General features: G+C 62.5%; 22 protein-coding genes and 2 tRNA genes. 20 read left to right on the plus strand and 4 right to left on the minus strand.

Going from position 1 to position 23881, the window contains the following annotated elements:
- Positions 1 to 2: 2 nt before the first annotated feature.
- The 3 genes from carB to ACYJSS_RS26485 are packed head-to-tail and all read left to right on the plus strand — an operon-like array spanning position 3 to position 4118.
- Positions 3 to 3224, plus strand: coding sequence for a carbamoyl-phosphate synthase large subunit (carB, locus tag ACYJSS_RS26475; protein WP_111260174.1), 3222 nt, complete (start codon positions 3 to 5; stop codon positions 3222 to 3224).
- Positions 3221 to 3697: a transcription elongation factor GreA gene (greA, locus tag ACYJSS_RS26480; RefSeq protein ID WP_111260173.1), complete on the plus strand. Its 477-nt coding sequence runs from the start codon at positions 3221 to 3223 to the stop codon at positions 3695 to 3697. Before carB ends, greA begins: the two co-directional genes overlap by 4 nt.
- On the plus strand, positions 3690 to 4118 hold the full coding sequence (locus tag ACYJSS_RS26485; RefSeq protein ID WP_111260172.1) for a DUF4149 domain-containing protein: 429 nt from the start codon (positions 3690 to 3692) through the stop codon (positions 4116 to 4118). Before greA ends, ACYJSS_RS26485 begins: the two co-directional genes overlap by 8 nt.
- A 25-nt stretch (positions 4119 to 4143) precedes the next feature.
- Here the strand turns inward: ACYJSS_RS26485 and ACYJSS_RS26490 are convergent, their stop codons facing one another.
- Entirely contained in the window at positions 4144 to 4458 is a 315-nt protein-coding gene (locus ACYJSS_RS26490; protein WP_111260171.1) for a YhbY family RNA-binding protein, read from the minus strand.
- Positions 4459 to 4956: 498 nt separating this feature from the next.
- Between ACYJSS_RS26490 and ftsH the strand changes: the two genes are divergently transcribed.
- The 17 genes from ftsH to ACYJSS_RS26575 all read left to right on the plus strand — a co-directional run bounded on the left by ftsH (position 4957) and on the right by ACYJSS_RS26575 (position 21620).
- The gene (ftsH, locus tag ACYJSS_RS26495) at positions 4957 to 6873 is read left to right on the plus strand and encodes an ATP-dependent zinc metalloprotease FtsH (RefSeq protein WP_111260170.1); all 1917 of its coding nucleotides are present in this window, start codon (positions 4957 to 4959) and stop codon (positions 6871 to 6873) included.
- A 9-nt stretch (positions 6874 to 6882) separates the two neighbouring features.
- Positions 6883 to 7734: a dihydropteroate synthase gene (gene folP / locus ACYJSS_RS26500; RefSeq protein ID WP_111260169.1), complete on the plus strand. Its 852-nt coding sequence runs from the start codon at positions 6883 to 6885 to the stop codon at positions 7732 to 7734.
- Between the two features lie 16 nt (positions 7735 to 7750).
- Positions 7751 to 9094 (plus strand): phosphoglucosamine mutase, encoded by a 1344-nt coding sequence (gene glmM, locus ACYJSS_RS26505; RefSeq protein ID WP_111260168.1) that lies wholly within the window; start codon positions 7751 to 7753, stop codon positions 9092 to 9094.
- Between the two features lie 65 nt (positions 9095 to 9159).
- A complete protein-coding gene (tpiA, locus tag ACYJSS_RS26510; RefSeq protein WP_111260167.1) occupies positions 9160 to 9915 on the plus strand; it encodes a triose-phosphate isomerase in 756 nt (251 codons plus the stop codon).
- 4 nt (positions 9916 to 9919) lie between these two features.
- Positions 9920 to 10303 (plus strand): preprotein translocase subunit SecG, encoded by a 384-nt coding sequence (secG, locus tag ACYJSS_RS26515; protein ID WP_111260166.1) that lies wholly within the window; start codon positions 9920 to 9922, stop codon positions 10301 to 10303.
- A gap of 10 nt (positions 10304 to 10313) precedes the next feature.
- Positions 10314 to 10399, plus strand: a tRNA-Leu gene (locus tag ACYJSS_RS26520).
- A 100-nt stretch (positions 10400 to 10499) separates the two neighbouring features.
- Positions 10500 to 10576, plus strand: a tRNA-Met gene (locus tag ACYJSS_RS26525).
- Between the two features lie 130 nt (positions 10577 to 10706).
- Entirely contained in the window at positions 10707 to 11165 is a 459-nt protein-coding gene (rimP, locus tag ACYJSS_RS26530; RefSeq protein ID WP_111260165.1) for a ribosome maturation factor RimP, read from the plus strand.
- 47 nt (positions 11166 to 11212) lie between these two features.
- Positions 11213 to 12694: a transcription termination factor NusA gene (gene nusA, locus ACYJSS_RS26535; RefSeq protein ID WP_111260164.1), complete on the plus strand. Its 1482-nt coding sequence runs from the start codon at positions 11213 to 11215 to the stop codon at positions 12692 to 12694.
- A 27-nt stretch (positions 12695 to 12721) separates the two neighbouring features.
- Positions 12722 to 15244, plus strand: coding sequence for a translation initiation factor IF-2 (gene infB, locus ACYJSS_RS26540; protein WP_111260163.1), 2523 nt, complete (start codon positions 12722 to 12724; stop codon positions 15242 to 15244).
- Between the two features lie 108 nt (positions 15245 to 15352).
- Positions 15353 to 15742, plus strand: coding sequence for a 30S ribosome-binding factor RbfA (gene rbfA, locus ACYJSS_RS26545; protein ID WP_111260162.1), 390 nt, complete (start codon positions 15353 to 15355; stop codon positions 15740 to 15742).
- Positions 15743 to 15744: 2 nt separating this feature from the next.
- Complete coding sequence (truB, locus tag ACYJSS_RS26550; protein ID WP_111260161.1) at positions 15745 to 16662, plus strand: tRNA pseudouridine(55) synthase TruB; 918 nt, start codon at positions 15745 to 15747, stop codon at positions 16660 to 16662.
- 92 nt (positions 16663 to 16754) lie between these two features.
- Positions 16755 to 17024, plus strand: a complete 270-nt coding sequence (gene rpsO, locus ACYJSS_RS26555) for a 30S ribosomal protein S15 (RefSeq protein WP_111260160.1) — start codon at positions 16755 to 16757, stop codon at positions 17022 to 17024.
- Between the two features lie 167 nt (positions 17025 to 17191).
- Complete coding sequence (gene pnp / locus ACYJSS_RS26560) at positions 17192 to 19300, plus strand: polyribonucleotide nucleotidyltransferase (RefSeq protein WP_111260159.1); 2109 nt, start codon at positions 17192 to 17194, stop codon at positions 19298 to 19300.
- 97 nt (positions 19301 to 19397) lie between these two features.
- Positions 19398 to 20810: a hypothetical protein gene (locus tag ACYJSS_RS26565; RefSeq protein WP_111260158.1), complete on the plus strand. Its 1413-nt coding sequence runs from the start codon at positions 19398 to 19400 to the stop codon at positions 20808 to 20810.
- A 200-nt stretch (positions 20811 to 21010) separates the two neighbouring features.
- Positions 21011 to 21364: a BON domain-containing protein gene (locus ACYJSS_RS26570; protein WP_021217893.1), complete on the plus strand. Its 354-nt coding sequence runs from the start codon at positions 21011 to 21013 to the stop codon at positions 21362 to 21364.
- 58 nt (positions 21365 to 21422) lie between these two features.
- Complete coding sequence (locus tag ACYJSS_RS26575) at positions 21423 to 21620, plus strand: CsbD family protein (RefSeq protein ID WP_021217892.1); 198 nt, start codon at positions 21423 to 21425, stop codon at positions 21618 to 21620.
- Between the two features lie 69 nt (positions 21621 to 21689).
- On the opposite strand, the gene ACYJSS_RS26580 is transcribed toward ACYJSS_RS26575, so the two are convergent.
- Genes ACYJSS_RS26580 through ACYJSS_RS26590 form a run of 3 tightly spaced genes read right to left on the minus strand, consistent with a single transcriptional unit; the run spans position 21690 to position 23848 of the window.
- On the minus strand, positions 21690 to 23144 hold the full coding sequence (locus tag ACYJSS_RS26580; protein ID WP_111260157.1) for a rhomboid family intramembrane serine protease: 1455 nt from the start codon (positions 23142 to 23144) through the stop codon (positions 21690 to 21692).
- Positions 23145 to 23182: 38 nt separating this feature from the next.
- The gene (locus ACYJSS_RS26585) at positions 23183 to 23479 is read right to left on the minus strand and encodes a DUF2845 domain-containing protein (protein WP_111260156.1); all 297 of its coding nucleotides are present in this window, start codon (positions 23477 to 23479) and stop codon (positions 23183 to 23185) included.
- 60 nt (positions 23480 to 23539) lie between these two features.
- A complete protein-coding gene (locus tag ACYJSS_RS26590) occupies positions 23540 to 23848 on the minus strand; it encodes a DUF2845 domain-containing protein (RefSeq protein ID WP_236205936.1) in 309 nt (102 codons plus the stop codon).
- Between the last annotated feature and the right edge of the window lie 33 nt (positions 23849 to 23881).

The raw sequence follows: 23881 nt of genomic DNA on the forward strand, positions 1-23881 counted from the left end.
AAATGCCTAAACGTACAGATATCAAAAGCATCCTGATCCTCGGCGCTGGCCCGATCGTCATCGGCCAGGCCTGCGAGTTCGACTACTCCGGCGCTCAGGCCTGCAAGGCCCTGAAGGAAGAGGGTTTCCGCGTCATCCTGGTGAACTCCAACCCGGCCACTATCATGACCGACCCGGCCATGGCCGACGCCACCTACATCGAGCCGATCAAATGGGCCACCGTGGCCAAGATCATCGAGAAGGAGCGCCCCGACGCCCTGCTGCCGACCATGGGTGGCCAGACTGCGCTGAACTGCGCACTGGACCTGGAAAAGCACGGCGTGCTGGAGAAGTTCGGTGTCGAGATGATCGGTGCCAATGCCGACACCATCGACAAGGCTGAGGACCGTTCGCGCTTCGACAAGGCGATGAAGGACATCGGCCTGGCCTGCCCGGTTTCCGGTATCGCCCACAACATGGAAGAAGCGTACGGCGTGCTGGAGAAGGTGGGCTTCCCCTGCATCATCCGCCCGTCCTTCACCATGGGGGGTACCGGTGGCGGCATCGCCTACAACCGTGAAGAGTTCGAGGAAATCTGCGCCCGCGGCCTGGACCTGTCGCCGACCAGCGAGTTGCTGATCGACGAGTCGCTGATCGGCTGGAAGGAATACGAGATGGAGGTGGTCCGCGACAAGAAGGACAACTGCATCATCGTCTGCTCCATCGAGAACTTCGACCCGATGGGCGTGCATACCGGTGACTCGATCACCGTGGCCCCGGCCCAGACCCTGACCGACAAGGAATACCAGATCCTGCGTAACGCCTCCCTGGCGGTGCTGCGCGAGATCGGCGTGGAAACCGGCGGTTCCAACGTGCAGTTCGGTATCTGCCCGAACACTGGCCGCATGGTCGTGATCGAGATGAACCCGCGCGTATCCCGCTCCTCGGCGCTGGCCTCCAAGGCTACCGGCTTCCCGATCGCCAAGATCGCCGCCAAGCTGGCCGTCGGCTACACCCTGGACGAGCTGTCCAACGACATCACCGGCGGTCGCACCCCGGCGTCCTTCGAGCCGGCGATCGACTACGTGGTCACCAAGGTGCCGCGTTTCGCCTTCGAGAAATTCCCCAAGGCCGATGCCCGCCTGACCACGCAGATGAAGTCCGTCGGTGAAGTCATGGCCATCGGTCGTACCTTCCAGGAGTCCATGCAGAAAGCCCTGCGCGGCCTGGAAGTCGGTGTCGCCGGCTTCGATCCGAAGCTCGATCTGAACGATCCGGAAGCCGAGAGCACCCTGCGTCGCGAACTGACCGTGCCCAGCGCCGATCGCATCTGGTATGTGGCCGATGCCTTCCGCGCCGGCAAGACCGTCGCCGAAGTGTTCGAGCTGACCCGTATCGACGAGTGGTTCCTGGTCCAGATCGAAGACCTGATCAAGGACGAGGCGAACGTACAGACTCTCGGTCTGTCCGCCATCGACCGCGACCTGATGTTCAAGCTCAAGCGCAAGGGCTTCTCCGATGCGCGCCTGGCCAAGCTGCTCGGTGTTTCCGAGAAGAGCCTGCGTGCCCATCGCCACAAGCTCAAGGTGCTGCCGGTGTACAAGCGCGTGGATACCTGCGCCGCCGAGTTCGCCACCGACACCGCCTACATGTACTCGACCTACGAGGAAGAGTGCGAAGCCAATCCGTCGAGCCGCGAGAAGATCATGATCCTCGGTGGTGGCCCCAACCGGATCGGCCAGGGCATCGAGTTCGACTACTGCTGCGTACACGCCGCGCTGGCCATGCGTGAAGACGGTTACGAGACCATCATGGTCAACTGCAACCCGGAAACCGTCTCCACCGACTACGACACGTCCGACCGCCTGTACTTCGAGCCGGTGACCCTGGAAGACGTGCTGGAAATCGTCCGCGTCGAGCAGCCCAAGGGTGTCATCGTCCAGTACGGTGGCCAGACCCCGCTGAAGATCTGCCGCGCCCTCGAAGAAGCCGGCGTACCGATCATCGGTACCAGCCCCGAGGCCATCGACCGCGCGGAAGACCGCGAGCGCTTCCAGCAGATGGTGCAGCGCCTCGGCCTGCGCCAGCCGGCCAACGCCACTGCGCGCAGCGAAGACGAGGCACTGGCCCTGTCGAAGAACATCGGTTACCCGATGGTGGTGCGCCCGTCCTACGTACTGGGCGGTCGGGCGATGGAGATCGTCTACCAGGAAGAAGAGCTCAAGCGCTACATGCGCGAAGCGGTGAAGGTGTCCAACGACAGCCCGGTGCTGCTGGATCGCTTCCTCAACTGCGCCATCGAGGTGGATGTGGATGCGGTGAGCGACGGTGAGACCGTCGTGATCGGCGCGATCATGCAGCACATCGAACAGGCTGGCGTGCACTCCGGTGACTCGGCCTGCTCGCTGCCTCCGTATTCGCTGCCGAAGCATATCCAGGACGAGATCCGCGACCAGGTCAAGAAGATGGCCCTGGAGCTCGGTGTCGTCGGCCTGATGAACGTGCAAATGGCAGTACAGGGCGAGGACATCTTCGTCATCGAAGTGAACCCGCGCGCCTCGCGTACCGTACCGTTCGTCTCCAAGTGCGTGGGCGAGTCGCTGGCCAAGGTCGCCGCTCGCGTCATGGCGGGCAAGAGCCTGGCGGAAGCCGGTTACCAGGAAGAGATCATCCCGCCGTTCTTCAGCGTCAAGGAAGCGGTGTTCCCGTTCGCCAAGTTCCCGGGTGTCGACCCTATCCTCGGCCCGGAAATGAAGTCCACCGGTGAGGTGATGGGCGTGGGCGACAGCTTCGGCGAGGCATTCGCCAAGGCTCAGCTGGGCGCCAGCGAGATCCTGCCGAACTCCGGCTGCGCGTTCATCAGCGTACGTGAAGACGACAAGCCGGAAGCCGTCCAGGTCGCTCGTGACCTGATCGCCCTGGGCTTCGAAGTGGTTGCCACCGCCGGCACCGCCAAGGTGATCGAGGCCGCCGGCCTGCCGGTTCGCCGCGTGAACAAGGTGACCGAGGGTCGTCCGCATGTCGTTGACATGATCAAGAACGATGAGGTTACCCTGATCATCAACACCACCGAGGGGCGTCAGTCGATTGCAGACTCCTACTCGATCCGTCGTAACGCCCTGCAGCACAAGATCTACTGCACCACCACCATCGCGGCGGGGCAGGCGGTCTGTGAGGCGCTCAAGTTCGGTCCCGAGAAGACCGTTCGCCGGCTGCAGGATCTGCATGCAGGAATCAAGGCATGAATAAATACCCCATGACCGTCCAGGGCGCGCGCGCCCTGGAAGAGGAACTGGCTCATCTGACCAAGGTGATGCGCCCGCAACTCAGCCAGGCCATCGGCGAGGCACGTGAACTGGGTGATCTCAAGGAGAACGCCGAGTACCACGCCGCGCGCGAGCAGCAGGGCATGGTCGAGGCGCGTATCCGCGACATCGAAGGTCGCCTGCAGAACTCCGTGGTCATCGATGTCACCGCCATCGCCCACACAGGAAAGGTGATCTTCGGCACTACGGTGGATATCGCCAACGTGGAAACCGATGAGACCGTGACCTACCAGATCGTTGGCGAGGATGAGGCCGACATCAAGCAGGGCAAGCTGTCGGTGGGGTCACCGATCGCCCGCGCCCTGGTCGGCAAGGAAGAGGGCGACGTGGTAACGGTCAAGACCCCGAGCGGGCTGATCGAGTACGAGATCGTCGAGGTCCGCCATATCTGATCGTCGGCGGTTCCGCACAGCGACAGCCAGTTGGCAGCTGGCCCAGACACTCTGGGTCGGCGGCCTCTGGCTTCTGCACTTCGTTGTCGTGCCTTCCCTGGAACGCGTCGGTCTGGCGCCGTTGCTGGTGGAGGAAATCACGCGCAGCCTGACGCCGCTGCTGGTGGCATTCAGCGCTTTCTGTGCGCTGGTTCAAGGGTTCGTGCTGGTCCAGATCGAAGGTGCCCGCAGCCTGCAGCGCGATTCGCGCGGGCAGTTGCTGGTGGCCGTTCTGGTGATGGCGGTGGTGTTTCTGCTGGTGAACCAGTTGCAGCCGAATGCAATGCGCTGGCTGGCGTTCAACTACCTGGTTCTGGCGTTCTGTGGCGCCTTGCTGGTGATCCAGCCTGTGCCGGTGGGCGAGAAGGTCCGGGCGCGCTGAGCGCGCCTCGGTCATCGGCCTGGGTTCAGAGCCCGCTGAAGCGGCTGATGTTGGACAGGTTGCGATTTGGCTTGGGGTTGCGGCGATAGACCAGGGCCATCTTGCCGATCACCTGGACCAGTTCGCATTTGCCGGTGCTGCACAGCTCATTGATGAGTGCGCGGCGGTCATCGCGCTCGGTGATGCGGAATTGCACCTTGATCAGCTCGTGATCGTTGAGTGCGCGCTCCAGTTCGGCGAGCACGCCTTCGGTCAAACCATTTTCAGCCACGATCAATACCGGTTTCAGGTGGTGGCCGATAGATTTGTATTGCTTCTTGTGCTCCTGAGAGAGCGCCATAATCAGACCCCTGCGAAAAAAGGCGGTTAGTTTACCCGAGTCATTTCGGGGCGCACAGCTGAACACGCGGTGTCCCGTAGCTTGTACCAAGACTAGTCAGCATTGGCTCGAAGGGTCTTCATCATCGGTACGTGGTCCGCCAGTAGGGTGGAGAGCCTTGCGGATGTCCGACAGGACTTGTGATTTTCGAGAGTGCCCCAATATGGGGGATGTCGGGTCGGCCTGCGCAGGCCCCTCTCTTTCGTCGAGCGACTGTTCCTCCGGGCAATACCCGCTCGCGTGTGTTCTTTGCGAGGAATAGACTGCAACGGTCGACTCGTTTTTCGGTCTGAATGGCCAGGCTCGGTTGTTTTACGAGTGCCATGCTTCATAAAGGGTTACAGACGGCGCCTGCCAGGGGTGGGGGTTGTATAGTAAGTTAGGCCGGTTGATAACCAGCCGTCATGCGGGGCGTGTCCCAGGGCGGGATCTGCTCCAGAGGGTAGCTAATTGAACGATATGGCAAAGAATCTCATCCTGTGGCTGATCATCGCCGCCGTACTGGTCACGGTGATGAACAACTTCTCCAGTCCGAGCGAACCGCAGACGCTGAACTACTCCGACTTCATCGGTCAGGTGAAGGAAGGTAAGGTCGAGCGCGTCACCGTCGACGGTTTCGTCATCACCGGCAAGCGTAACGACGGCGACTCCTTCAAGACCATTCGTCCTGCCATTCAGGATGGCGGGTTGATCGGCGATCTGATCGACAACAACGTCATCATCGAGGGCAAGCAGCCCGAGCAGCAGAGCATCTGGACCCAGTTGCTCGTCGCCAGTTTCCCGATTCTGGTGATCATCGCTGTCTTCATGTTCTTCATGCGCCAGATGCAGGGCGGCTCCGGTGGTCGTGGTGGCCCCATGAGCTTCGGCAAGAGCAAGGCGCGCCTGCTGTCCGAGGATCAGGTGAAGACCACCCTGGCCGATGTCGCCGGTTGCGACGAAGCCAAGGAGGAAGTGGGTGAGCTGGTCGAATTCCTGCGCGACCCAGGCAAATTCCAGCGCCTGGGTGGCCGTATTCCCCGTGGCGTGCTGATGGTTGGTCCGCCCGGTACCGGTAAGACCCTGCTGGCAAAAGCCATCGCGGGTGAAGCCAAGGTTCCCTTCTTCACCATTTCCGGTTCCGACTTCGTCGAAATGTTCGTCGGCGTGGGTGCGTCCCGTGTTCGCGACATGTTTGACCAGGCCAAGAAACATGCGCCCTGCATCATCTTCATCGATGAGATCGACGCTGTCGGTCGCCATCGTGGTGCGGGCCTGGGCGGTGGTCATGACGAGCGTGAACAGACTCTCAACCAGTTGCTGGTGGAGATGGATGGTTTCGAAATGAACGATGGCATCATCGTCATCGCCGCGACCAACCGTCCTGACGTGCTGGACCCTGCTCTGCTGCGCCCGGGACGCTTCGATCGCCAGGTGGTGGTTGGCCTGCCGGATATCCGGGGCCGCGAGCAGATTCTCAAGGTGCATATGCGCAAGGTGCCCATGGGGGACGACGTCGACGCTGGCGTGATCGCCCGTGGTACTCCTGGTTTCTCCGGCGCCGACCTGGCCAACCTGGTCAACGAGGCTTCTCTCTTCGCCGCTCGCGTCAACAAGCGCATCGTCGAGATGAAGGAGTTCGAGCTGGCCAAGGACAAGATCATGATGGGTGCCGAGCGCAAATCCATGGTCATGTCCGAGAAAGAGAAGCTCAATACCGCTTACCACGAAGCCGGCCATGCCATCGTCGGTCGCATCGTTCCCGAGCATGATCCGGTCTACAAGGTTTCCATCATCCCGCGTGGCCGTGCCCTCGGTGTGACCATGTTCCTGCCGGAAGAGGATCGCTACAGCCTGTCCAAGCGGGCGCTGATCAGCCAGGTCTGCTCGTTGTTCGGTGGTCGTATCGCCGAAGAGATGACCCTGGGCTTCGATGGCGTGACTACAGGTGCATCCAACGACATCATGCGCGCCACTCAGATCGCCAAGAACATGGTGACCAAGTGGGGCCTGTCCGAGAAGCTCGGTCCGTTGATGTATGCAGAGGAAGAGGGTGAGGTCTTCCTGGGGCGCAGCGCTGGTGGCCAGCACTCCAGTGTCTCGGCGCAGACGGCGCAACTGATCGATCAGGAAGTACGCAGCATCATCGATCACTGCTACGCCACGGCGAAGCAGATCCTCGTGGATAACCGTGACAAGCTGGACATGATGGCCGAGGCGCTGATGAAGTTCGAAACCATCGACGCCGAACAGATCGACGACATCATGGCCGGTCGCCAGGCTCGTGAGCCGAAGGACTGGCAGGGTGGTCCTGGCGCCTCATCGGGCAAGCCCGCTCCTCGCGAGGAAGCTCCGCGTCCCGAGAACCCGATCGGCGGGCCGGCTGGCGAACACTAAGGTTCCTACATGAGTTCCACGCAGTACCTGACCCGGTTGCCTTGCGGCAACCGGGTTCTTGATTTGGGGCACCCGCACGTGATGGGCATCCTCAATGTCACTCCAGACTCCTTCTCCGACGGCGGGCGTTTCAGTCAGCGCGATGCGGCGCTGCGCCACGCTGCCGAGATGGTGGCCGCCGGTGCTACGCTCATCGACGTAGGGGGGGAGTCGACCCGGCCTGGAGCGCGGGCGGTTTCTCCCACCGAAGAGTTGGAGCGTGTCGCTCCAGTGGTCGAAATGATCGCCCGCGAGTTGGATGTGATTATTTCCCTGGATACTTCGACGCCCGCCGTCATGCGTGAAGGCGCTCGATTGGGGGCGGGGATGATCAACGATGTCCGCGCACTGCGACGTGATGGTGCGCTGGATGCCGTAGCCGATACCAGCCTGCCCGTGTGCCTGATGCACATGCTCGGCGAGCCGGGGAACATGCAGGAGAATCCGCAGTACGAGGATGTCACGCGTGAGGTTGCAGGGTTTCTTGCCGACCGCATGGCGGCGTGCGTCGCAGCAGGGATACCGGTGGAACGTATTCTGCTGGATCCGGGATTTGGCTTCGCCAAGACCCTTGAACACAACCTGGGCCTGTTCAGGCATCTGGAAGAGCTGAATAGTCTCGGGCGCCCCCTGCTGATAGGTGTTTCACGCAAGAGCATGGTGGGTCAGGTGCTGGGTCGCGATATCGATCAGCGCCTTTACGGCAGTCTGGCTTTGGCGGCCCTGGCGGTGGCCAAGGGAGCCTGCATCCTGCGGGTGCACGATGTGGCCGAGACTGTCGATGTCGTACGCATGATCGCTGCAGTACAGGCGGCGGAATAAGAAACACGGAGCATTCATGAGCAGAAAGTATTTCGGCACCGATGGCATTCGCGGCCATGTTGGGCAGTTCCCCATTACCCCTGATTTCATGCTCAAGCTGGGTTGGGCCGCCGGCATGGCGTTCCGCAAGCAGGGTAAGTGCCGCATTCTGGTCGGCAAGGACACCCGTATCTCCGGGTACATGTTCGAGTCCGCGCTGGAGGCGGGTCTTTCCGCTGCGGGTGCCGATGTGATGCTGCTCGGGCCGATGCCGACCCCGGCCATCGCTTACCTGACCCGAACCTTCCTCGCGGACGCGGGGATCGTCATCAGTGCCTCGCACAATCCGCACAACGACAATGGCATCAAGTTCTTCTCCGGCCAGGGGGTGAAGCTCTCCGACGAGGTCGAGCTGATGATCGAGGAGTTGCTCGATCAGCCTATGGTGGTGGTCGAGTCGGCCAACCTCGGCAAGGTTTCGCGTATCAACGATGCGGCCGGTCGCTACATCGAGTTCTGCAAGAGTACGGTACCCATGAGTACCGATCTCGCGGGGCTCAAGATAGTGGTCGATTGCGCGCACGGAGCGACTTACAAGGTCGCCCCCAGTGTGTTTCGTGAGTTGGGCGGCAGCGTTTCGGTGCTCGCGGCGCAGCCCAATGGACTGAACATCAATGACAAGTGCGGTTCCACCCACATGGAAGCGTTGCAGGCGGAAGTGGTGGCCCAGCACGCGGACATCGGCATCGCCTTCGATGGCGATGGGGATCGTGTGCTCATGGTCGATCACACCGGTGCCGTCGTAGACGGTGATGAGCTGCTGTTCATCATTGCTCGTGACCTCCATGAGCGTGGCAAGCTCCAGGGTACCGGTGTGGTCGGGACGTTGATGAGCAACCTCGGGCTCGAGCTCGCTCTGGGCGAGCTTGGCGTGCCTTTTACGCGCGCTAAGGTCGGGGATCGCTATGTCATAGCCGACATGCAGGAGCGGGGCTGGAGCCTCGGTGGTGAGAACTCGGGGCATATCCTCTGCAGTCATTTCACTACCACTGGGGACGCCTTGATCGCCGCGCTTCAGGTGTTGCTGGCCCTGCAGCGTCGTGACCAATCCCTGGCAGAGGCCCGTCAAGGCATGCGCAAGTGCCCTCAGGTGCTGCTGAATGTGCGCTTTGCCGGTGGCGGTGTGGATCCGGTCGAACACCCTGCCGTAAAGGATGCTTGTGCCCGCGTCACCGAGAAGATGGCAGGGCGCGGACGCGTGCTGCTGCGCAAATCCGGCACCGAGCCGTTGGTTCGCGTAATGGTCGAGGGCGACGATGAAAGCCAGGTCCGCGGTTACGCGGAAGAGCTGGTTAAAGTCGTAGCTGAGGTATGTGCTTGATTTCTCTTGCTACTTCAAAAAACCTTGGGTAACATCTGCGCCCACTTTGATCGACGAGGTAAAGCATGCGTCGCCCCCTGGTAGCTGGTAACTGGAAAATGCACGGTACCCGCGCCAGCGTCGCAGAGCTGATCAAAGGGCTTCGCCAGTTGGCATTGAATGCTGGTGTCGAGGTCGCGGTATTCCCGCCCTGCCTGTACATCAATCAGGTGATGCAAGGCCTGGACGGCAAGTCGATTGTCGTTGGTGCGCAGAATTGTGCTGTCGAACCCGTTCAGGGGGCGCTCACAGGTGAGGTTGCTGCGAGTCAGCTGGCTGATGCCGGTTGTACCTTGGTTCTCGTTGGACACTCCGAGCGTCGCCTGATTCTTGGTGAGCGTGACGAAGTGGTTAGTCGCAAGTTCGCTGCGGCTCAGTCTTGTGGTGTTGTTCCGGTGCTTTGCGTCGGTGAGACCCAGGAGCAGCGTGAGGCGGGCAAGACTCTTGAGGTTGTCGGGCGTCAGCTCGGTAGCGTGATCGAAGAGCTCGGTGTGGGGGCATTTGCGAAAGCGGTGATCGCATACGAGCCGGTCTGGGCTATCGGTACAGGGCTCACGGCAACTCCGCAGCAAGCGCAAGAAGTGCATGCTGCAATACGGGCGCAACTGGCGGCGGAAAATGCCGAGGTGGCGCGCGGTGTAAGGATTCTTTATGGCGGCAGTGTCAAGGCGGCCAGTGCGGCCGAGTTGTTTGGCATGCCGGATATCGACGGGGGGCTGGTTGGTGGGGCCTCCCTGAATGCTGATGAGTTCGGCGCGATCTGTCGTGCCGCAGGAAGCTGACGAGATGCTGGAAACTGTCGTTATCGTGGTTCACCTGCTCGGCGCGCTCGGCGTTGTCGCGCTGGTGTTGCTGCAGCAGGGTAAGGGTGCGGATGCTGGCGCCTCGTTTGGTGCGGGGGCTTCGGGTACCGTTTTCGGTAGTCAAGGTTCTGCTACCTTTCTGAGTCGAGTTACTGGTATACTCGCCGCGGTTTTTTTCATTACCAGCCTGGGCTTAGCGTTCTTCGCTAAAGAAAAGGCTGAAGCTCTGAGTCACGTTGGCCTGCCGGATCCGGCAGCTGTCGAGGTTCAGCAGCAAAAGCCGGCAGCTGACGATGTGCCGGTGCTCGAAGAGCAGAAGCCTGCAGAAAGTGCAGGTGATGTACCTCAGGCTCCAGAGCAGAAGTAAGGCAAGTTTTGCCGAGGTGGTGGAATTGGTAGACACGCTACCTTGAGGTGGTAGTGGCCATAGGCTGTAGGGGTTCGAGTCCCCTCCTCGGTACCATACAAAACAAGAAAGCCCGCTCCATGCGGGCTTTCTTGTTGGTGAGGTGTTCGGTTGACCGTGTACGCACGTAGGCCGTATACTCTCGCCCCAGCTTTGACGCGGGGTGGAGCAGTCTGGTAGCTCGTCGGGCTCATAACCCGAAGGTCGTTGGTTCAAATCCAGCCCCCGCAACCAGTAGTAGCGGAGCCCCTTTTTAGGGGCTTTTTGCTAGCTGGGACAGTTAGCCATCGGTCATTTGCCGATTGGTTCGAATGGATGGGCGTTTCGCCCATTTTTTATTTGCACAGCATGCGAGGGCAATCAGGTGTCGAGCAAGCTAGAACAGTTGCAGGCCTTGCTGGCCCCGGTAGTCGAAGCGCTTGGCTACCAATGCTGGGGCGTCGAGTTCCTGTCCCAGGGGCGGCATTCGCTGCTGCGGGTTTATATCGATCATGAGAACGGCATCCAGGTCGACGACTGTGAAAAGGTCAGTCGCCAGGTCAGTGGTGTTCTCGACGTGGAAGATCCCATCCCCAGCGAATACACCCTCGAGGTGTCCTCGCCTGGCATGGATCGACCGCTGTTCAGTCTTGAGCAGTTCGCTGCACATGCCGGTGAACTGGTGAAGATCAAGTTGCGCTCTCCCTACGATGGGCGACGTAATTTCCAGGGGCTCCTCCGCGGGGTGGAGGAACAGGATGTGGTGGTTCTTGTTGAAGATCACGAGTACCTGCTGCCGATCGATCTGATCGACAAGGCCAACATCATTCCCCGTTTTGACTGAGACGCGGATCCCGCGGATCCAATGGATTGCGAAAGGCGAGGCGTACGATGAGCAAAGAAGTACTGCTGGTTGTAGAGTCGGTATCCAACGAGAAAGGCGTACCGGCTGGCGTGATATTCGAGGCGCTGGAGCTGGCTCTGGCCACTGCTACCAAGAAGCGCTTCGAAGATGAAGTGGAACTGCGTGTGGAGATCAATCGCCACACTGGCAGCTATGACACCTACCGCCGCTGGGCGGTCGTCGAAGAAGACGACCAGGAAAACCCTGCGGCCGAACTGACCGTCGAAGAGGCCCAGGAGAAGCAACCTGGTGCCAAGGTCGGTGATTTCGTAGAAGAAAAAATCGAGTCCATCGAGTTCGGCCGCATCGCTGCACAGACCGCCAAGCAGGTGATCGTGCAGAAGGTTCGCGAAGCCGAGCGTGCGCAGGTCGTCGAGGCCTATCGCGAGAAGCTGGGCGACATCATCTCCGGCACCGTGAAGAAGGTCACCCGTGACAACGTGATCGTCGACCTGGGCAACAACGCCGAGGCGCTGCTGGCTCGTGAGGACATCATCGCCCGCGAGACCTTCCGTGTCGGCGCGCGCGTTCGCGCACTGCTGAAAGAGATCCGCACCGAGAACCGCGGCCCGCAGCTGATCCTGTCGCGCACCGCGCCGCAGATGCTGATCGAGCTGTTCCGCATCGAAGTGCCGGAGATCGCCGAAGAGCTGATCGAAGTGATGGCCGCCTCCCGTGACCCGGGTTCCCGCGCCAAGATCGCCGTTCGCTCCAAGGACAAGCGCATCGACCCGCAAGGCGCCTGCATCGGCATGCGTGGTTCGCGCGTCCAGGCCGTTTCCGGCGAGCTGGGCGGTGAGCGTGTCGACATCGTGCTGTGGGACGACAACCCCGCGCAGTTCGTGATCAACGCCATGGCTCCGGCCGAAGTGGCCGCGATCATCGTCGACGAAGATGCCCATGCCATGGACATCGCCGTCGGCGAGGACAACCTGGCCCAGGCCATCGGTCGAGGCGGTCAGAACGTTCGCCTGGCGAGCCAGCTGACCGGCTGGACGCTGAACGTGATGACCGAGGCCGACATCCAGGCCAAGCAGCAGGCCGAGACCGGCGACATCATGCAGGCCTTCGTCGACGAGCTGGAAGTCGATGAGGAACTGGCCCAGGTACTGGTCGAGGAAGGCTTCACCAGCCTGGAAGAAATCGCCTACGTACCGATGGAAGAGATGCTGAGCATCGACGGCTTCGACGAAGACATCGTCAACGAGCTGCGTGCCCGCGCCAAGGATCGCCTGCTGACCAAGGCTATCGCCACTGAAGAAAAACTGGCTGACGCTCAGCCGGCGGACGACCTGCTTGCTCTCGAAGGCATGGACAAAGAGCTGGCTGTTGAGCTGGCAGTACGTGGCGTAGTCAACCGCGAAGACCTGGCCGAGCAGTCTATTGACGACCTGCTCGACATCGACGGCATGGACGAAGAGCGTGCCGGCAAGCTGATCATGGCCGCCCGAGCCCATTGGTTCGAGTAAGCAGTCGCGGCCTGAGGAGAGAAGTGCATGACGCAAGTCACGGTGAAAGAACTGGCCCAAGTGGTCGACACACCGGTGGAGCGCCTGCTGTTGCAGATGCGTGAGGCAGGGTTGCCGCACACCAGCGCCGAGCAAGTTGTGACTGACAATGAGAAACAGGCGCTGCTGGCGCATCTCAAGGGCAGTCACGGCGAACGGCTGGAAGAGCCCCGCAAGATCACCTTGCAGCGCAAGACCACCACTACGCTGAGAGTTGCCGGTAGCAAGACCATCAGCGTCGAAGTACGTAAGAAGAAGACGTACGTGAAACGCAGCCCCGACGAGATCGAGGCCGAGAAGCAGCGCGAGCTCGAAGAGCAGCGTGCCGTTGAAGAAGCCGCGCGCCTGAAGGCCGAGGAAGAAGCCAAGCGTCGGGCCGAAGAAGATGCCCGTCGCCAGGCCGATGCCCGTGCCCTGGAAGCCGCTCGCGGCGGCGATGCAGCACCTGCTGCCGCCGTGGCTGCCGAAGCGACCGCCCCTGCTGCTGCTCCGGCTCCTGCCGCTGCCGCAGGCGCCGACGATCGCAAGAAGGAAGAGCCGCGCCGTCCCGAGAAGGCTCGTGACGAAGACGAGCGCCGTGATCGCAAGCACACGCAGCACCGTCCCTCCGTCAAGGAGAAGGAAAAGGTTCCGGCTCCGCGTGTCGCCCCGCGCAGCACCGAAGAGGAAAGCGACGGCTACCGTCGTGGCGGTCGTGGTGGCAAGTCCAAGCTCAAGAAGCGCAACCAGCACGGGTTCCAGAGCCCGACAGGACCGATTGTGCGTGATGTGAATATCGGCGAGACCATCACCGTGGCCGAACTGGCTGCGCAGATGACCGTCAAGGGCGCGGAAGTCGTCAAGTTCATGTTCAAGATGGGCACCCCGGTGACCATCAACCAGGTGCTGGACCAGGAAACTGCCCAGCTGATCGCAGAAGAGTTCGGCCACAAGGTCAAGCTGGTCAGCGAGAACGCACTGGAAGAGCAACTGGCCGAATCCCTGAAGTTCGAAGGTGAAGCCATCCACCGCGCGCCGGTCGTGACCGTCATGGGCCACGTCGACCACGGCAAGACCTCGCTGCTCGACTACATCCGTCGTGCCAAGGTCGCCGCGGGCGAAGCCGGTGGCATCACCCAGCACATCGGTGCCTACCACGTCGAAACCGACCGTGGCATGGTCACCTTCCTCGACACCCCTGGCCACGCCGCGTTCACCGCGATGCGTGCCCGTGGTGCCAAGGCGACCGACATCGTCATCCTCGTGGTGGCGGCGGACGACGGCGTGATGCCGCAGACCGAAGAAGCCGTCCAGCACGCGAAAGCGGCTGGCGTGCCGATCGTGGTCGCGGTGAACAAGATCGACAAGCCCGAAGCTGACCTCGACCGTATCAAGAACGACCTCGCCGGTCGTGACGTGATCCCGGAAGAGTGGGGCGGCGACACCCAGTTCGTACCCGTATCGGCGAAGGTCGGTACCGGTGTCGACGAACTGCTTGAAGCCGTGCTGCTGCAGGCCGAAGTCCTGGAACTCAAAGCCACCCCGTCGGCCCCCGGCCGTGGTGTCGTGGTCGAGTCCCGCCTGGACAAGGGCCGTGGCCCGGTGGCCACCGTACTGGTTCAGGACGGTACCCTGCGCCAGGGCGACATGGTTCTCTGCGGCGTCAACTTCGGTCGCGTCCGTGCCATGCTCGACGAGAACGGCAAGCCCATCAAGGAAGCCGGTCCCTCCATCCCGGTCGAGATCCTCGGCCTGGACGGCACCCCGGATGCGGGTGACGAGCTGACCGTGATCAGCGACGAGAAGAAGGCCCGCGAAGTGGCCCTGTTCCGTCAGGGCAAGTTCCGCGAGGTCAAGCTGGCCCGTGCGCATGCCGGCAAGCTGGAAAACATCTTCGAGAACATGGGCCAGGACGAGAAGAAGACACTCAACATCGTCCTCAAGTCCGATGTCCGTGGTTCTCTGGAAGCCCTGCAAGGTGCGCTGTCGGATCTCGGCAACGACGAAGTGCAGGTGCGTGTTGTCGGTGGCGGCGTCGGTGGCATCACCGAGAGCGACGCCAACCTGGCTCTGGCCTCCAACGCCGTACTGTTCGGCTTCAACGTGCGTGCCGATGCGGGCGCCCGGAAGATCGTCGAGCAGGAAGGCCTGGACCTGCGCTACTACAACATCATCTACGACATCATCGAAGACGTTAAGAAAGCACTGTCCGGCATGCTCGGCAGCGACGTCCGGGAGAACATCCTGGGTATCGCCGAGGTGCGCGACGTGTTCCGCTCGCCGAAGTTCGGCGCGATCGCGGGCTGCATGGTTGTCGAGGGCATGGTCCACCGCAACCGTCCGATCCGCGTACTGCGCGACGACGTGGTGATCTTCGAAGGCGAACTGGAATCCCTGCGCCGCTTCAAGGACGACGTGTCCGAGGTGCGTGCCGGCATGGAGTGCGGTATCGGCGTGAAGAGCTACAACGACGTCAAGGTCGGCGACAAGATCGAAGTGTTCGAGAAGGTCCAAGTGGCTCGCAGCCTCTAAGCGCGAGCTGCAATACGCAACGCCCGGTCCAGCTTCCGCTCGGCCGGGCGTTTGCCGCTTTTGAACCCCCTGGTTTCTAGGCCCGGGGGAGAGTGCAGGTAGCAGGAAATGGCAAAAGAATACAGCCGTACCCAACGTATCGGCGATCAGATGCAGCGCGAGCTGGCACTGCTGATCCAACGTGAAATCAAGGATCCGCGCCTGGGCCTGGTGACCATCACCGGCTGCGACGTGGCCCGTGACCTGTCCCACGCCAAGGTGTTCATCACCGTGATGGGCCAGGACGACAACGCCGAAGTCATCAAGCAGAACACCGACATCCTCAACGATGCCGCCGGGTTCCTGCGCATGCAGCTGGGCCGCGCGATGAAGCTGCGCACCGTGCCGCAGCTGCACTTCAACTACGACGCCAGCATCCGTCGCGGCGTCGAGCTGTCGGCGCTCATCGAGCGCGCTGTGGCCGAGGATCGCAAGCACCAGGGCGACGGCGAGGAATAACCGTGGCCCAGGTGAAGCGCATCCGCCGCAACGTCAGCGGCATCCTGATTCTCGACAAGCCCCGTGGCATGAGCTCCAACCAGGCCCTGCAGAAGGTGCGCTGGCTGCTCAATGCCGAGAAGGCCGGCCACACCGGCAGCCTCGATCCCCTGGCCACCGGCGTGCTGCCGCTGTGCTTCGGCGAGGCGACCAAGTTCTCCCAGTACCTGCTGGATGCCGACAAGGGCTACGAGACCCTGGCCCAACTGGGCATCACCACCACCACTGGGGATGCGGAAGGCGAAGTCCTCGAGCGTCGCGAAGTGACCGTCGGTCGTGCCGACATCGAAGCCCGCCTCGCTGGTTTCCGTGGCGAAATCAAGCAGATACCGCCCATGTACTCGGCCCTGAAGAAAGACGGCCAGCCGCTGTACAAGCTGGCACGCGCGGGCGAGGTAGTGGAGCGCGAAGCGCGTTCTGTTACTATTGCGCGCCTGGAATTGCTGGCCTTCGAGTCCACCCAGGCGAGACTCGCCGTGGCCTGCAGCAAAGGCACCTACATCCGTACCCTGGTCGAAGACCTCGGCCAGGTGCTTGGATGCGGGGCGCACGTGGCGGAACTGCGTCGTACCCAGGCAGGCCCCTTCTCGCTGGCCCAGGCCATCACCCTGGAAGAGCTGGAGAAAGCGCACGCCGAAGGCGGCAATGAGGCACTGGACCGGTTCCTCCTGCCCGAGGACAGCGGCCTGGAACACTGGCCCCTGATCCAGTTGAGCGAACACAGTGCCTATTACTGGCTGCATGGCCAGCCGGTAAGGGCTCCCGAGGCGCCGAAGTTCGGCATGCTGCGGGTGCAGGATCACAACGGTCGCTTCATCGGCATCGGTGAAGTGAGCGATGACGGGCGCGTAGCGCCGCGTCGACTGATTCGGTCGGAATGACCGATTCGAGGGTGGCTGTTAATAGGCACGGTCACTCCTCCTTTTAAAACACGGGATTCGTTCCCGGCCTATTACCTCAGAGGAAGCCCATCATGGCACTGAGCGTTACTGAGAAAGCCCAGATCGTTAACGAGTACAAGCAAGCTGAAGGCGACACCGGTTCTCCGGAAGTGCAAGTTGCACTGCTGACCGCCAACATCAACAAGCTGCAGGATCACTTCAAGGCCAACGGCAAAGACCACCACTCCCGTCGTGGTCTGATCCGCATGGTCAACCAGCGCCGCAAGCTGCTGGACTACCTGAAGGGTAAGGACACCACTCGTTACAGCGCCCTGATCGGTCGTCTGGGTCTGCGTCGCTAAGACGCACTCGAGCTGGAAGCTGGAAGTCGGAAGCTGGAAGCGGGGCCTCGGTCCTGCCTCCAGCTTCTGGCTTCCAGCTTCAGGCTTTTTTCGAGGAGGACGACGGGCCGATTCCCGTGCCTTCCGCAGATTTCCCCCAAAGGCAACAAAGAGAAGGTAAAGACACCGTGAACCCGGTAATCAAGAAATTCCAGTTCGGTCAATCGACCGTAACCCTCGAGACTGGCCGCATCGCCCGTCAAGCTTCCGGTGCCGTTCTGGTCACCATGGACGAAGACGTCACCGTGCTGGTGACCGTGGTCGGCGCCAAGCAGGCCGATCCGGGCAAGGGCTTCTTCCCGCTGTCCGTCCACTACCAGGAAAAAACCTACGCAGCCGGCCGCATCCCCGGTGGTTTCTTCAAGCGTGAAGGCCGTCCTTCCGAGAAGGAAACCCTGACCTCGCGCCTGATCGACCGTCCGATCCGCCCGCTGTTCCCGGAAGGTTTCCTCAACGAAGTGCAGGTCATCTGCACCGTCGTCTCCACCAACAAGAAGACCGATCCGGACATCGCCGCGATGATCGGTACGTCCGCTGCCCTGGCCATCTCCGGCATCCCCTTCGCCGGCCCGATCGGCGCCGCCCGCGTGGCCTACCACGAGAGCACCGGCTACCTGCTGAACCCGAACTACGAGCAGCTCAAGGCCTCCAGCCTGGACATGGTCGTCGCCGGTACCCAGGACGCCGTGCTGATGGTTGAGTCCGAAGCCCAGGAGCTGACCGAAGACCAGATGCTCGGTGGCGTGCTGTTCGCCCACCAGGAATTCCAGGCCGTGATCAACGCCGTCAAGGAATTCGCAGCCGAAGCCGGCAAGCCGGCCTGGAACTGGACCGCCCCGGTCGAGAACACCGCCCTGCTCAACGCCATCAAGGCCGAGTTCGGCGAGGCCATCTCCCAGGCCTACACCATCACCATCAAGCAGGACCGCTACAACCGCCTCGGCGAGCTGCGCGACCAGGTCGTCGCCCGCTTCGCTGGCGAAGAAGCCGGTCAGTTCCCCGCCGGTGAAGTGAAGGACGCCTTCGGCCTTCTGGAATACCGCACCGTCCGCGAGAACATCGTCAACGGCAAGCCGCGCATCGACGGCCGCGACACCCGCACCGTCCGTCCGCTGAAGATCGAAGTCGGCGTCCTCGACAAGACCCACGGTTCCGCCCTGTTCACCCGTGGCGAAACCCAGGCCCTGGTCGTTGCCACCCTCGGCACCGCTCGTGATGCCCAGCTGCTGGACACCCTGGAAGGCGAGCGCAAAGACGGCTTCATGCTGCACTACAACTTCCCGCCCTTCTCCGTGGGCGAGTGCGGCCGCATGGGCAGCGCCGGCCGTCGCGAGATCGGTCACGGCCGCCTGGCCCGTCGTGGTGTCGCAGCCATGCTGCCGAAGAGCGACGAGTTCCCCTACACCATCCGCGTCGTATCGGAAATCACCGAATCCAACGGCTCCAGCTCCATGGCTTCCGTCTGCGGCGCCTCCCTGGCCCTGATGGACGCGGGTGTGCCGATGAAGGCACCGGTAGCCGGTATCGCCATGGGCCTGGTGAAGGAAGGTGACAAGTTCGCCGTCCTGACCGACATCCTGGGTGACGAAGACCACCTGGGCGACATGGACTTCAAGGTAGCCGGTACCGCCAAGGGCGTGACCGCGCTGCAGATGGACATCAAGATCAACGGCATCACCGAAGAGATCATGGAGATCGCCCTGGAACAGGCTCTGGAAGCGCGCCTGAACATCCTCGGCCAGATGAACCAGGTCATCGGCCAGTCGCGTACCGAGCTGTCGGCCAACGCCCCGACCATGATCGCGATGAAGATCGACACCGACAAGATCCGTGACGTCATCGGCAAGGGCGGCGCCACCATCCGCTCCATCTGCGAAGAGACCAAGGCCTCCATCGACATCGAAGACGATGGCAGCGTGAAGATCTTCGGCGAAACCAAGGAAGCTGCCGAGGCCGCGCGCCAGCGCGTACTGGGTATCACCGCGGAAGCCGAGATCGGCAAGGTCTACGTCGGCAAGGTCGAGCGCATCGTCGACTTCGGCGCCTTCGTCAACATCCTCCCGGGCAAAGATGGCCTGGTGCACATCTCGCAGATCAGCGACAAGCGCATCGACAAGGTCACCGACGTCCTGCAGGAAGGCCAGGAAGTGAAAGTACTGGTGCTGGACGTGGACAACCGCGGCCGCATCAAGCTCTCCATGAAAGACGTGGAAGCGGCTGAAGCTTCGGGCGTCTAAGCCCCGGCGACGGTCAATGAGAGAGGGCCCCTTGCGGGCCCTCTTTTTTTTCTCGGAAAATGGCGCGCCGCCAGTATCAGCCCAAGGAAGCCGGGTCATGGACAAGACCTACTGCAAGTACCACCAGAGCCAACCCGCCACCTGGCACTGCCCGCCCTGCGAGCGCCACTTCGGTGATTGCTGCATCCCGCTTAATGCCGACGAGCCCAACGAGTCACCGGCCTGCCCGCTGTGCCGGGCGCCGCTGCATTTCCTCGGCGCAGCCAACACCGCCCAGCCTTTCTGGGAGCGTATTCCCCAGTTCTTCCTCTACGGCCTGCAGACCGGCCCCCTGGCTTTCGCCGCGCTGCTGGCCCTGGCCAGCCTGTTCATGCCGCGCTCGCTGATCCTCTGGATCGCACTGTTCAGCATCGCCACCAAGTACTTCCACAGCGTCATCGAGGCTGCCAGCGAAGGCGGGCGCGAAGCCCCGGGCCTGGCCACGGCCTTCGTCGGCGAAGGGTTCTCGCTGTTCATCAAGCAACTGGTGGTGTTCCTCGTCGCCTTCGGCGTGCTCTGGCTCGCCGCCGACTTCCAGAGCGAAGCCCTGTTCTGGGCGGTGAACATCGGCCTGATGCTGCTGATGCCTGCCAGCATCATCCGCCTGGCGCTGAACAAGGAGCTGGGGGCCGCGCTGAGTCCCGAACAGCTGGGCGAGGTGATCAAGGCCATGGGCTGGCGCTACCTGATCCTGTGCATCTTCCTCTTCGCCCTCTGGCAGTCGCCGGACTACGTCACCTACCTGCTCTCCCACGGGCTGCCCCGTGTGGTGCTGGTACCCATCGCCGCCTTCCTGTTCGGTTATTTCGGCGTGGTGATGTGCAGCATGATGGGCTATGCGGTCTTCCAGTATCAGGGGGCCCTGGGCTTCGCCATCGCCGAGGAGGGCGCCCAGGAAGGCTTCCCCGCCGCAGAGTGGCGACGTCGTCGCGCGCTGGCCGAGGCCGAGGTGCGCATCAAGGAGGGCCAGAGCGGCACCGCGCTGGAAACCCTGACCCAGGCGCTGCAGCGCGACCCCGACGACCTCAAGCTCAACGAGCGCTTCCACCAACTGCTGTTCGGCCTCAACGACCGCTCGCGCTGCCTGCGGCACCTCGAGCACTACCTGCCCCTGGCCGCGCGCCTGAACGCTCCCCTCGGCGCCACCGCCCTGCTCAATGCCCGCCAGTTGCAGGCGGACTACATGCCGGCGGATGCCCAGGTCTGCGAGCGTATCGCCGGCGCGCTGATCGATCGCCACAAGGTGCGCGAGGGGCTCAGCCTGCTGCGCAACCTGCACCAGCGCTTCCCCGACTACCCCTTCATCCCTCGGGCCTACCTCCTGGCTGCGCGCGGCTTCGCCGAGGGACTCGGGCAGGTGGAGCCGGCGCGCAAGCTGCTGGGCTATATCCGGGCGCGCTACCCTGGTTCTCCGCTTCTGGAGGAGGTGGCCGCGCTGGAGTCGACGCTCGATCGGCTGGCGTCTCAGTGAGAGGATCGATCGTGCAAAGTGCACGTGCCGCTTGGCTGGAAATTGCAATCTGCAAGTAGGTCGCGTTTGGCTTGTTTTTTTAAGTTATTGATAAATAACATTTATTTTTTGTTCTCCAGCTTGGCACAGGCCTTGCGATATCTACCGTGACTGCAGACAGGACAACGCTGCAGAGACCTGTAGAACATAGGAGAACAACCATGAAACAGTCTTTCAACAAGTGGACCCTCGCTGCCGTAGCCGCTACTGCCCTGAGCCTGCCGCTGGCCGGCACCGCCTTCGCTGCCCAGCCCACCATGCTGGCTGCCAGCGAAACCGTGAACAAGGCTGAAGAGGCCGTTTCCGATACCTGGATCACCAGCAAGGTGAAATCCAGCTTCCTGGCTGACAAGAATCTCAGCGCCCTGGACATCAAGGTCGAAACCAACAAGGGCGTCGTCTCGCTCTCCGGTGTCGTGGCCAGCGATGCCGAGCGTGACCTGGCGGTGACCACCGCCAAGTCCATCAAAGGTGTTACTGCGGTATCGGCCGACGGCCTGAAATCCGCCGAGTAACCCTCGCAGCCGGCCGCCCATGCCCGGGCGGTCCGGCGTGTAATCGAAGGAGAACGCCATGAATTCCGACATCATCAAAGGCAAGTGGAAACAACTCAGCGGCCGGCTCAAGGAGCGCTGGGGCAATCTGACCGACGACGATATCGACGTGGCCGAGGGCCACAGCGAATACCTGGTCGGCAAGTTGCAGGAGCGCTATGGCTGGACCAAGGAAAAGGCCCAGGACGAGCTGCGCGACTTCAGCAGCAAGCTCTGATCCAGACGATCAACGAAAAGCCCCGGGCCGCCACCCGGGGCTTTTCGTTGGGCGATGCAGTGGCGTCGTTCAGCGTGCCAGGTGTTGCTGGTAGAGGCCCAGCTGGTGCGTCTGCTCGGCTTCGGGAAAGGCCTTGCGCATGAAACTGGCCAGCTCGGCGACGCCGCGCAGGTCCCGGCGCTGGCCGAGTTGCTTGGCCAGCATCAGGGTGAGGCCGGGTAGCTGTGCCGGCGGCGTGGCAGTCCGGCCGAGGGCGCGCCAGGGGGCCAGGGCCCTCGGCCCTTCGCCGACCTTCAGCAAGCCCTGTAGCAGGTGCAACTGGATGGCCGGGTGTTGCAGCAGGCGATTCTGTGCATCGCTCGCATCATCGGCCAGGCGGCAAAGCAGGGAGTGGGCGAGGTTCGGATTGGGCAGGGCGAAGAGCTGCTTGAGCACCGCACTCATCAACGGCGCATCGTTGCGGGTCCTGGCCACCGGGTAGAGGCGTTCGAGCAATTCGAGGCGGCCGGGATGGCGGCTCAGCAGGTCCAGGCCACGGGCCGGCACCTGATCCAGGGCGAAGCGGCCGATCAACTGGTCAAGTGCCGCCAGCTCGCGTTTGAAAGGCGCGTCCGGGTCCTCCTTGGCCAGGTACTGCTCGTCCACCTTGAGCCCGCCCAGGCGACGGGGCAGCCAGGTGCCCAGGAAGCCGAAACCGAGCCCACCCAGGTGCGCGTAGTAGTTGACGTGGTCGTTGGCCAGCAACAGGCCATAGAGTTCCTTGCCCATCCAGATCGGCAGGATCCACAGCGCGGGAGCCTTGAAGTAGCCGATCAGCGGGCCCAGCCAGTAGAAGAAGTTGATCTTCCTCAGCCCGTACACGCCGATGTACATGCCCATCAGGCCGGCGACTGCGCCGGATGCGCCGATGCCGGGCACCCAGCCCGGGTCCAGGGCCCACCAGAGCAGGTGCGAGGCCAGGCCGCTGGTTAGGTAGAGCGCCAGGTAGGCGGTGCGGCCCAGGGCCCGTTCCAGGGCGAAGCCGCAGATGAACAGGAAAATCATGTTGCCCAGCAGGTGATCGAAGCTGCCGTGCAGGAACATCGCGCCGAACAGGCCTTCGACGGTGAAGCGCTTGGGCACGAAGCCGAAGCGGTAGCTGCTGATGCGGTCGCGGGCCGCCTCGGCGCCCGCGCGCGCCTTTTGCCAGGCGGGGTCGGCCTGGTAGGCGGCGGAGCGGTGCAGCTGGTCCTCGAACTCCAGGTCGCGCAGCACGTAGCCGGCCAGTTCCTGGCGCCGCGCGGCATCGATGCTGCGGCGCTCGTCGGCGTCCAGCTCGTGGCGCTGGGCCAGGCTGTCGATGAACAGCGCACGTTCGCGATTGAGCAGGCCGCCGTCGAGATAGAGATGCACGGCGGCGTCCGTGCGCGCTTCGTCACCGCCCTGGTAGGCGAGGTAGATCAGCGTATTGAGGATGACCAGCAGCAGGGTGATGACGGGCGGACGTTTCCAGTCCAGCGGGTGTTCGGCGGGGAGAATGACCAAGCGGGACGTCCTTGTCGCGGATCGGATTCAGGGGTGGGTCAGTCGCGTTTGCTTTCCACAGAGTTGAGGCGGCCACCGATGAAGTCCAGGTAGTAGTACATGCCGTTGACCGGCCCGTAGACCCATTCCTCCACCTGCATCTCCTGGCGCCCGCTGCGGGTTTCGGAGTAGCCGATCAGGTTGCGGCTGACGGGGTCGCCGCACTTGCGCTGCACCTCGACGGCGCGATCGCCCTCGCTGACCAGCGCGCTGCCGCAGCGGAAGGTGGCGGCGGATGCTTCGTGGGCCAGCAGCAGGGCCGGCAACGCGAGCAGGGAAAACAGCAGTCTCTTCATGGTGGGCATCCTGTCCGGGGAAAATGGGTGGCAGAGCCTAGCACTGCCGGTTCGTGGCTGTCAGTCGCCACGCTTGCTCTCGATCTTGATCAGCTTGTTCCCTTCGAAGCGCAGGTACTGGTACATGCCGTTGCGCGGCCCGTAGACCCACTCTTCCACCAGCACTTCGCTGGTGTTGCCGTAGCGATCGACCTTCTCGCGATAGCCCAGGCTCGAGCGACTGGCGGGGTCGCCGCACTTGCGCTGCACCTGCGAGGTGCTGTCGTCCTGGCTGATCAGGCCACCGCCTTCGCAGCGCAGCGTGGAGGAGGCCTGGGCGGATGCGGCGGCCAGGAGCAGGGGCAGGGCGAGCAGGGGGAGGATCTTCACGAATGCTTCCGTCATTCAGGTTGGGATTTCAGC

Source organism: Pseudomonas sp. No.21, assembly GCF_054558415.1.

Coding starts and splice junctions, on each gene's coding strand:
- carB (WP_111260174.1), top strand. CDS start 3: ATGCCTAAACGTACAGATATCAAAAGCATCCTGATCCTCGGCGCTGGC.
- greA (WP_111260173.1), top strand. CDS start 3,221: ATGAATAAATACCCCATGACCGTCCAGGGCGCGCGCGCCCTGGAAGAG.
- ACYJSS_RS26490 (WP_111260171.1), bottom strand. CDS start 4,458: ATGGCGCTCTCTCAGGAGCACAAGAAGCAATACAAATCTATCGGCCAC.
- ftsH (WP_111260170.1), top strand. CDS start 4,957: ATGGCAAAGAATCTCATCCTGTGGCTGATCATCGCCGCCGTACTGGTC.
- folP (WP_111260169.1), top strand. CDS start 6,883: ATGAGTTCCACGCAGTACCTGACCCGGTTGCCTTGCGGCAACCGGGTT.
- glmM (WP_111260168.1), top strand. CDS start 7,751: ATGAGCAGAAAGTATTTCGGCACCGATGGCATTCGCGGCCATGTTGGG.
- tpiA (WP_111260167.1), top strand. CDS start 9,160: ATGCGTCGCCCCCTGGTAGCTGGTAACTGGAAAATGCACGGTACCCGC.
- secG (WP_111260166.1), top strand. CDS start 9,920: ATGCTGGAAACTGTCGTTATCGTGGTTCACCTGCTCGGCGCGCTCGGC.
- nusA (WP_111260164.1), top strand. CDS start 11,213: ATGAGCAAAGAAGTACTGCTGGTTGTAGAGTCGGTATCCAACGAGAAA.
- infB (WP_111260163.1), top strand. CDS start 12,722: ATGACGCAAGTCACGGTGAAAGAACTGGCCCAAGTGGTCGACACACCG.
- rbfA (WP_111260162.1), top strand. CDS start 15,353: ATGGCAAAAGAATACAGCCGTACCCAACGTATCGGCGATCAGATGCAG.
- rpsO (WP_111260160.1), top strand. CDS start 16,755: ATGGCACTGAGCGTTACTGAGAAAGCCCAGATCGTTAACGAGTACAAG.
- ACYJSS_RS26565 (WP_111260158.1), top strand. CDS start 19,398: ATGGACAAGACCTACTGCAAGTACCACCAGAGCCAACCCGCCACCTGG.
- ACYJSS_RS26570 (WP_021217893.1), top strand. CDS start 21,011: ATGAAACAGTCTTTCAACAAGTGGACCCTCGCTGCCGTAGCCGCTACT.
- ACYJSS_RS26575 (WP_021217892.1), top strand. CDS start 21,423: ATGAATTCCGACATCATCAAAGGCAAGTGGAAACAACTCAGCGGCCGG.
- ACYJSS_RS26585 (WP_111260156.1), bottom strand. CDS start 23,479: ATGAAGAGACTGCTGTTTTCCCTGCTCGCGTTGCCGGCCCTGCTGCTG.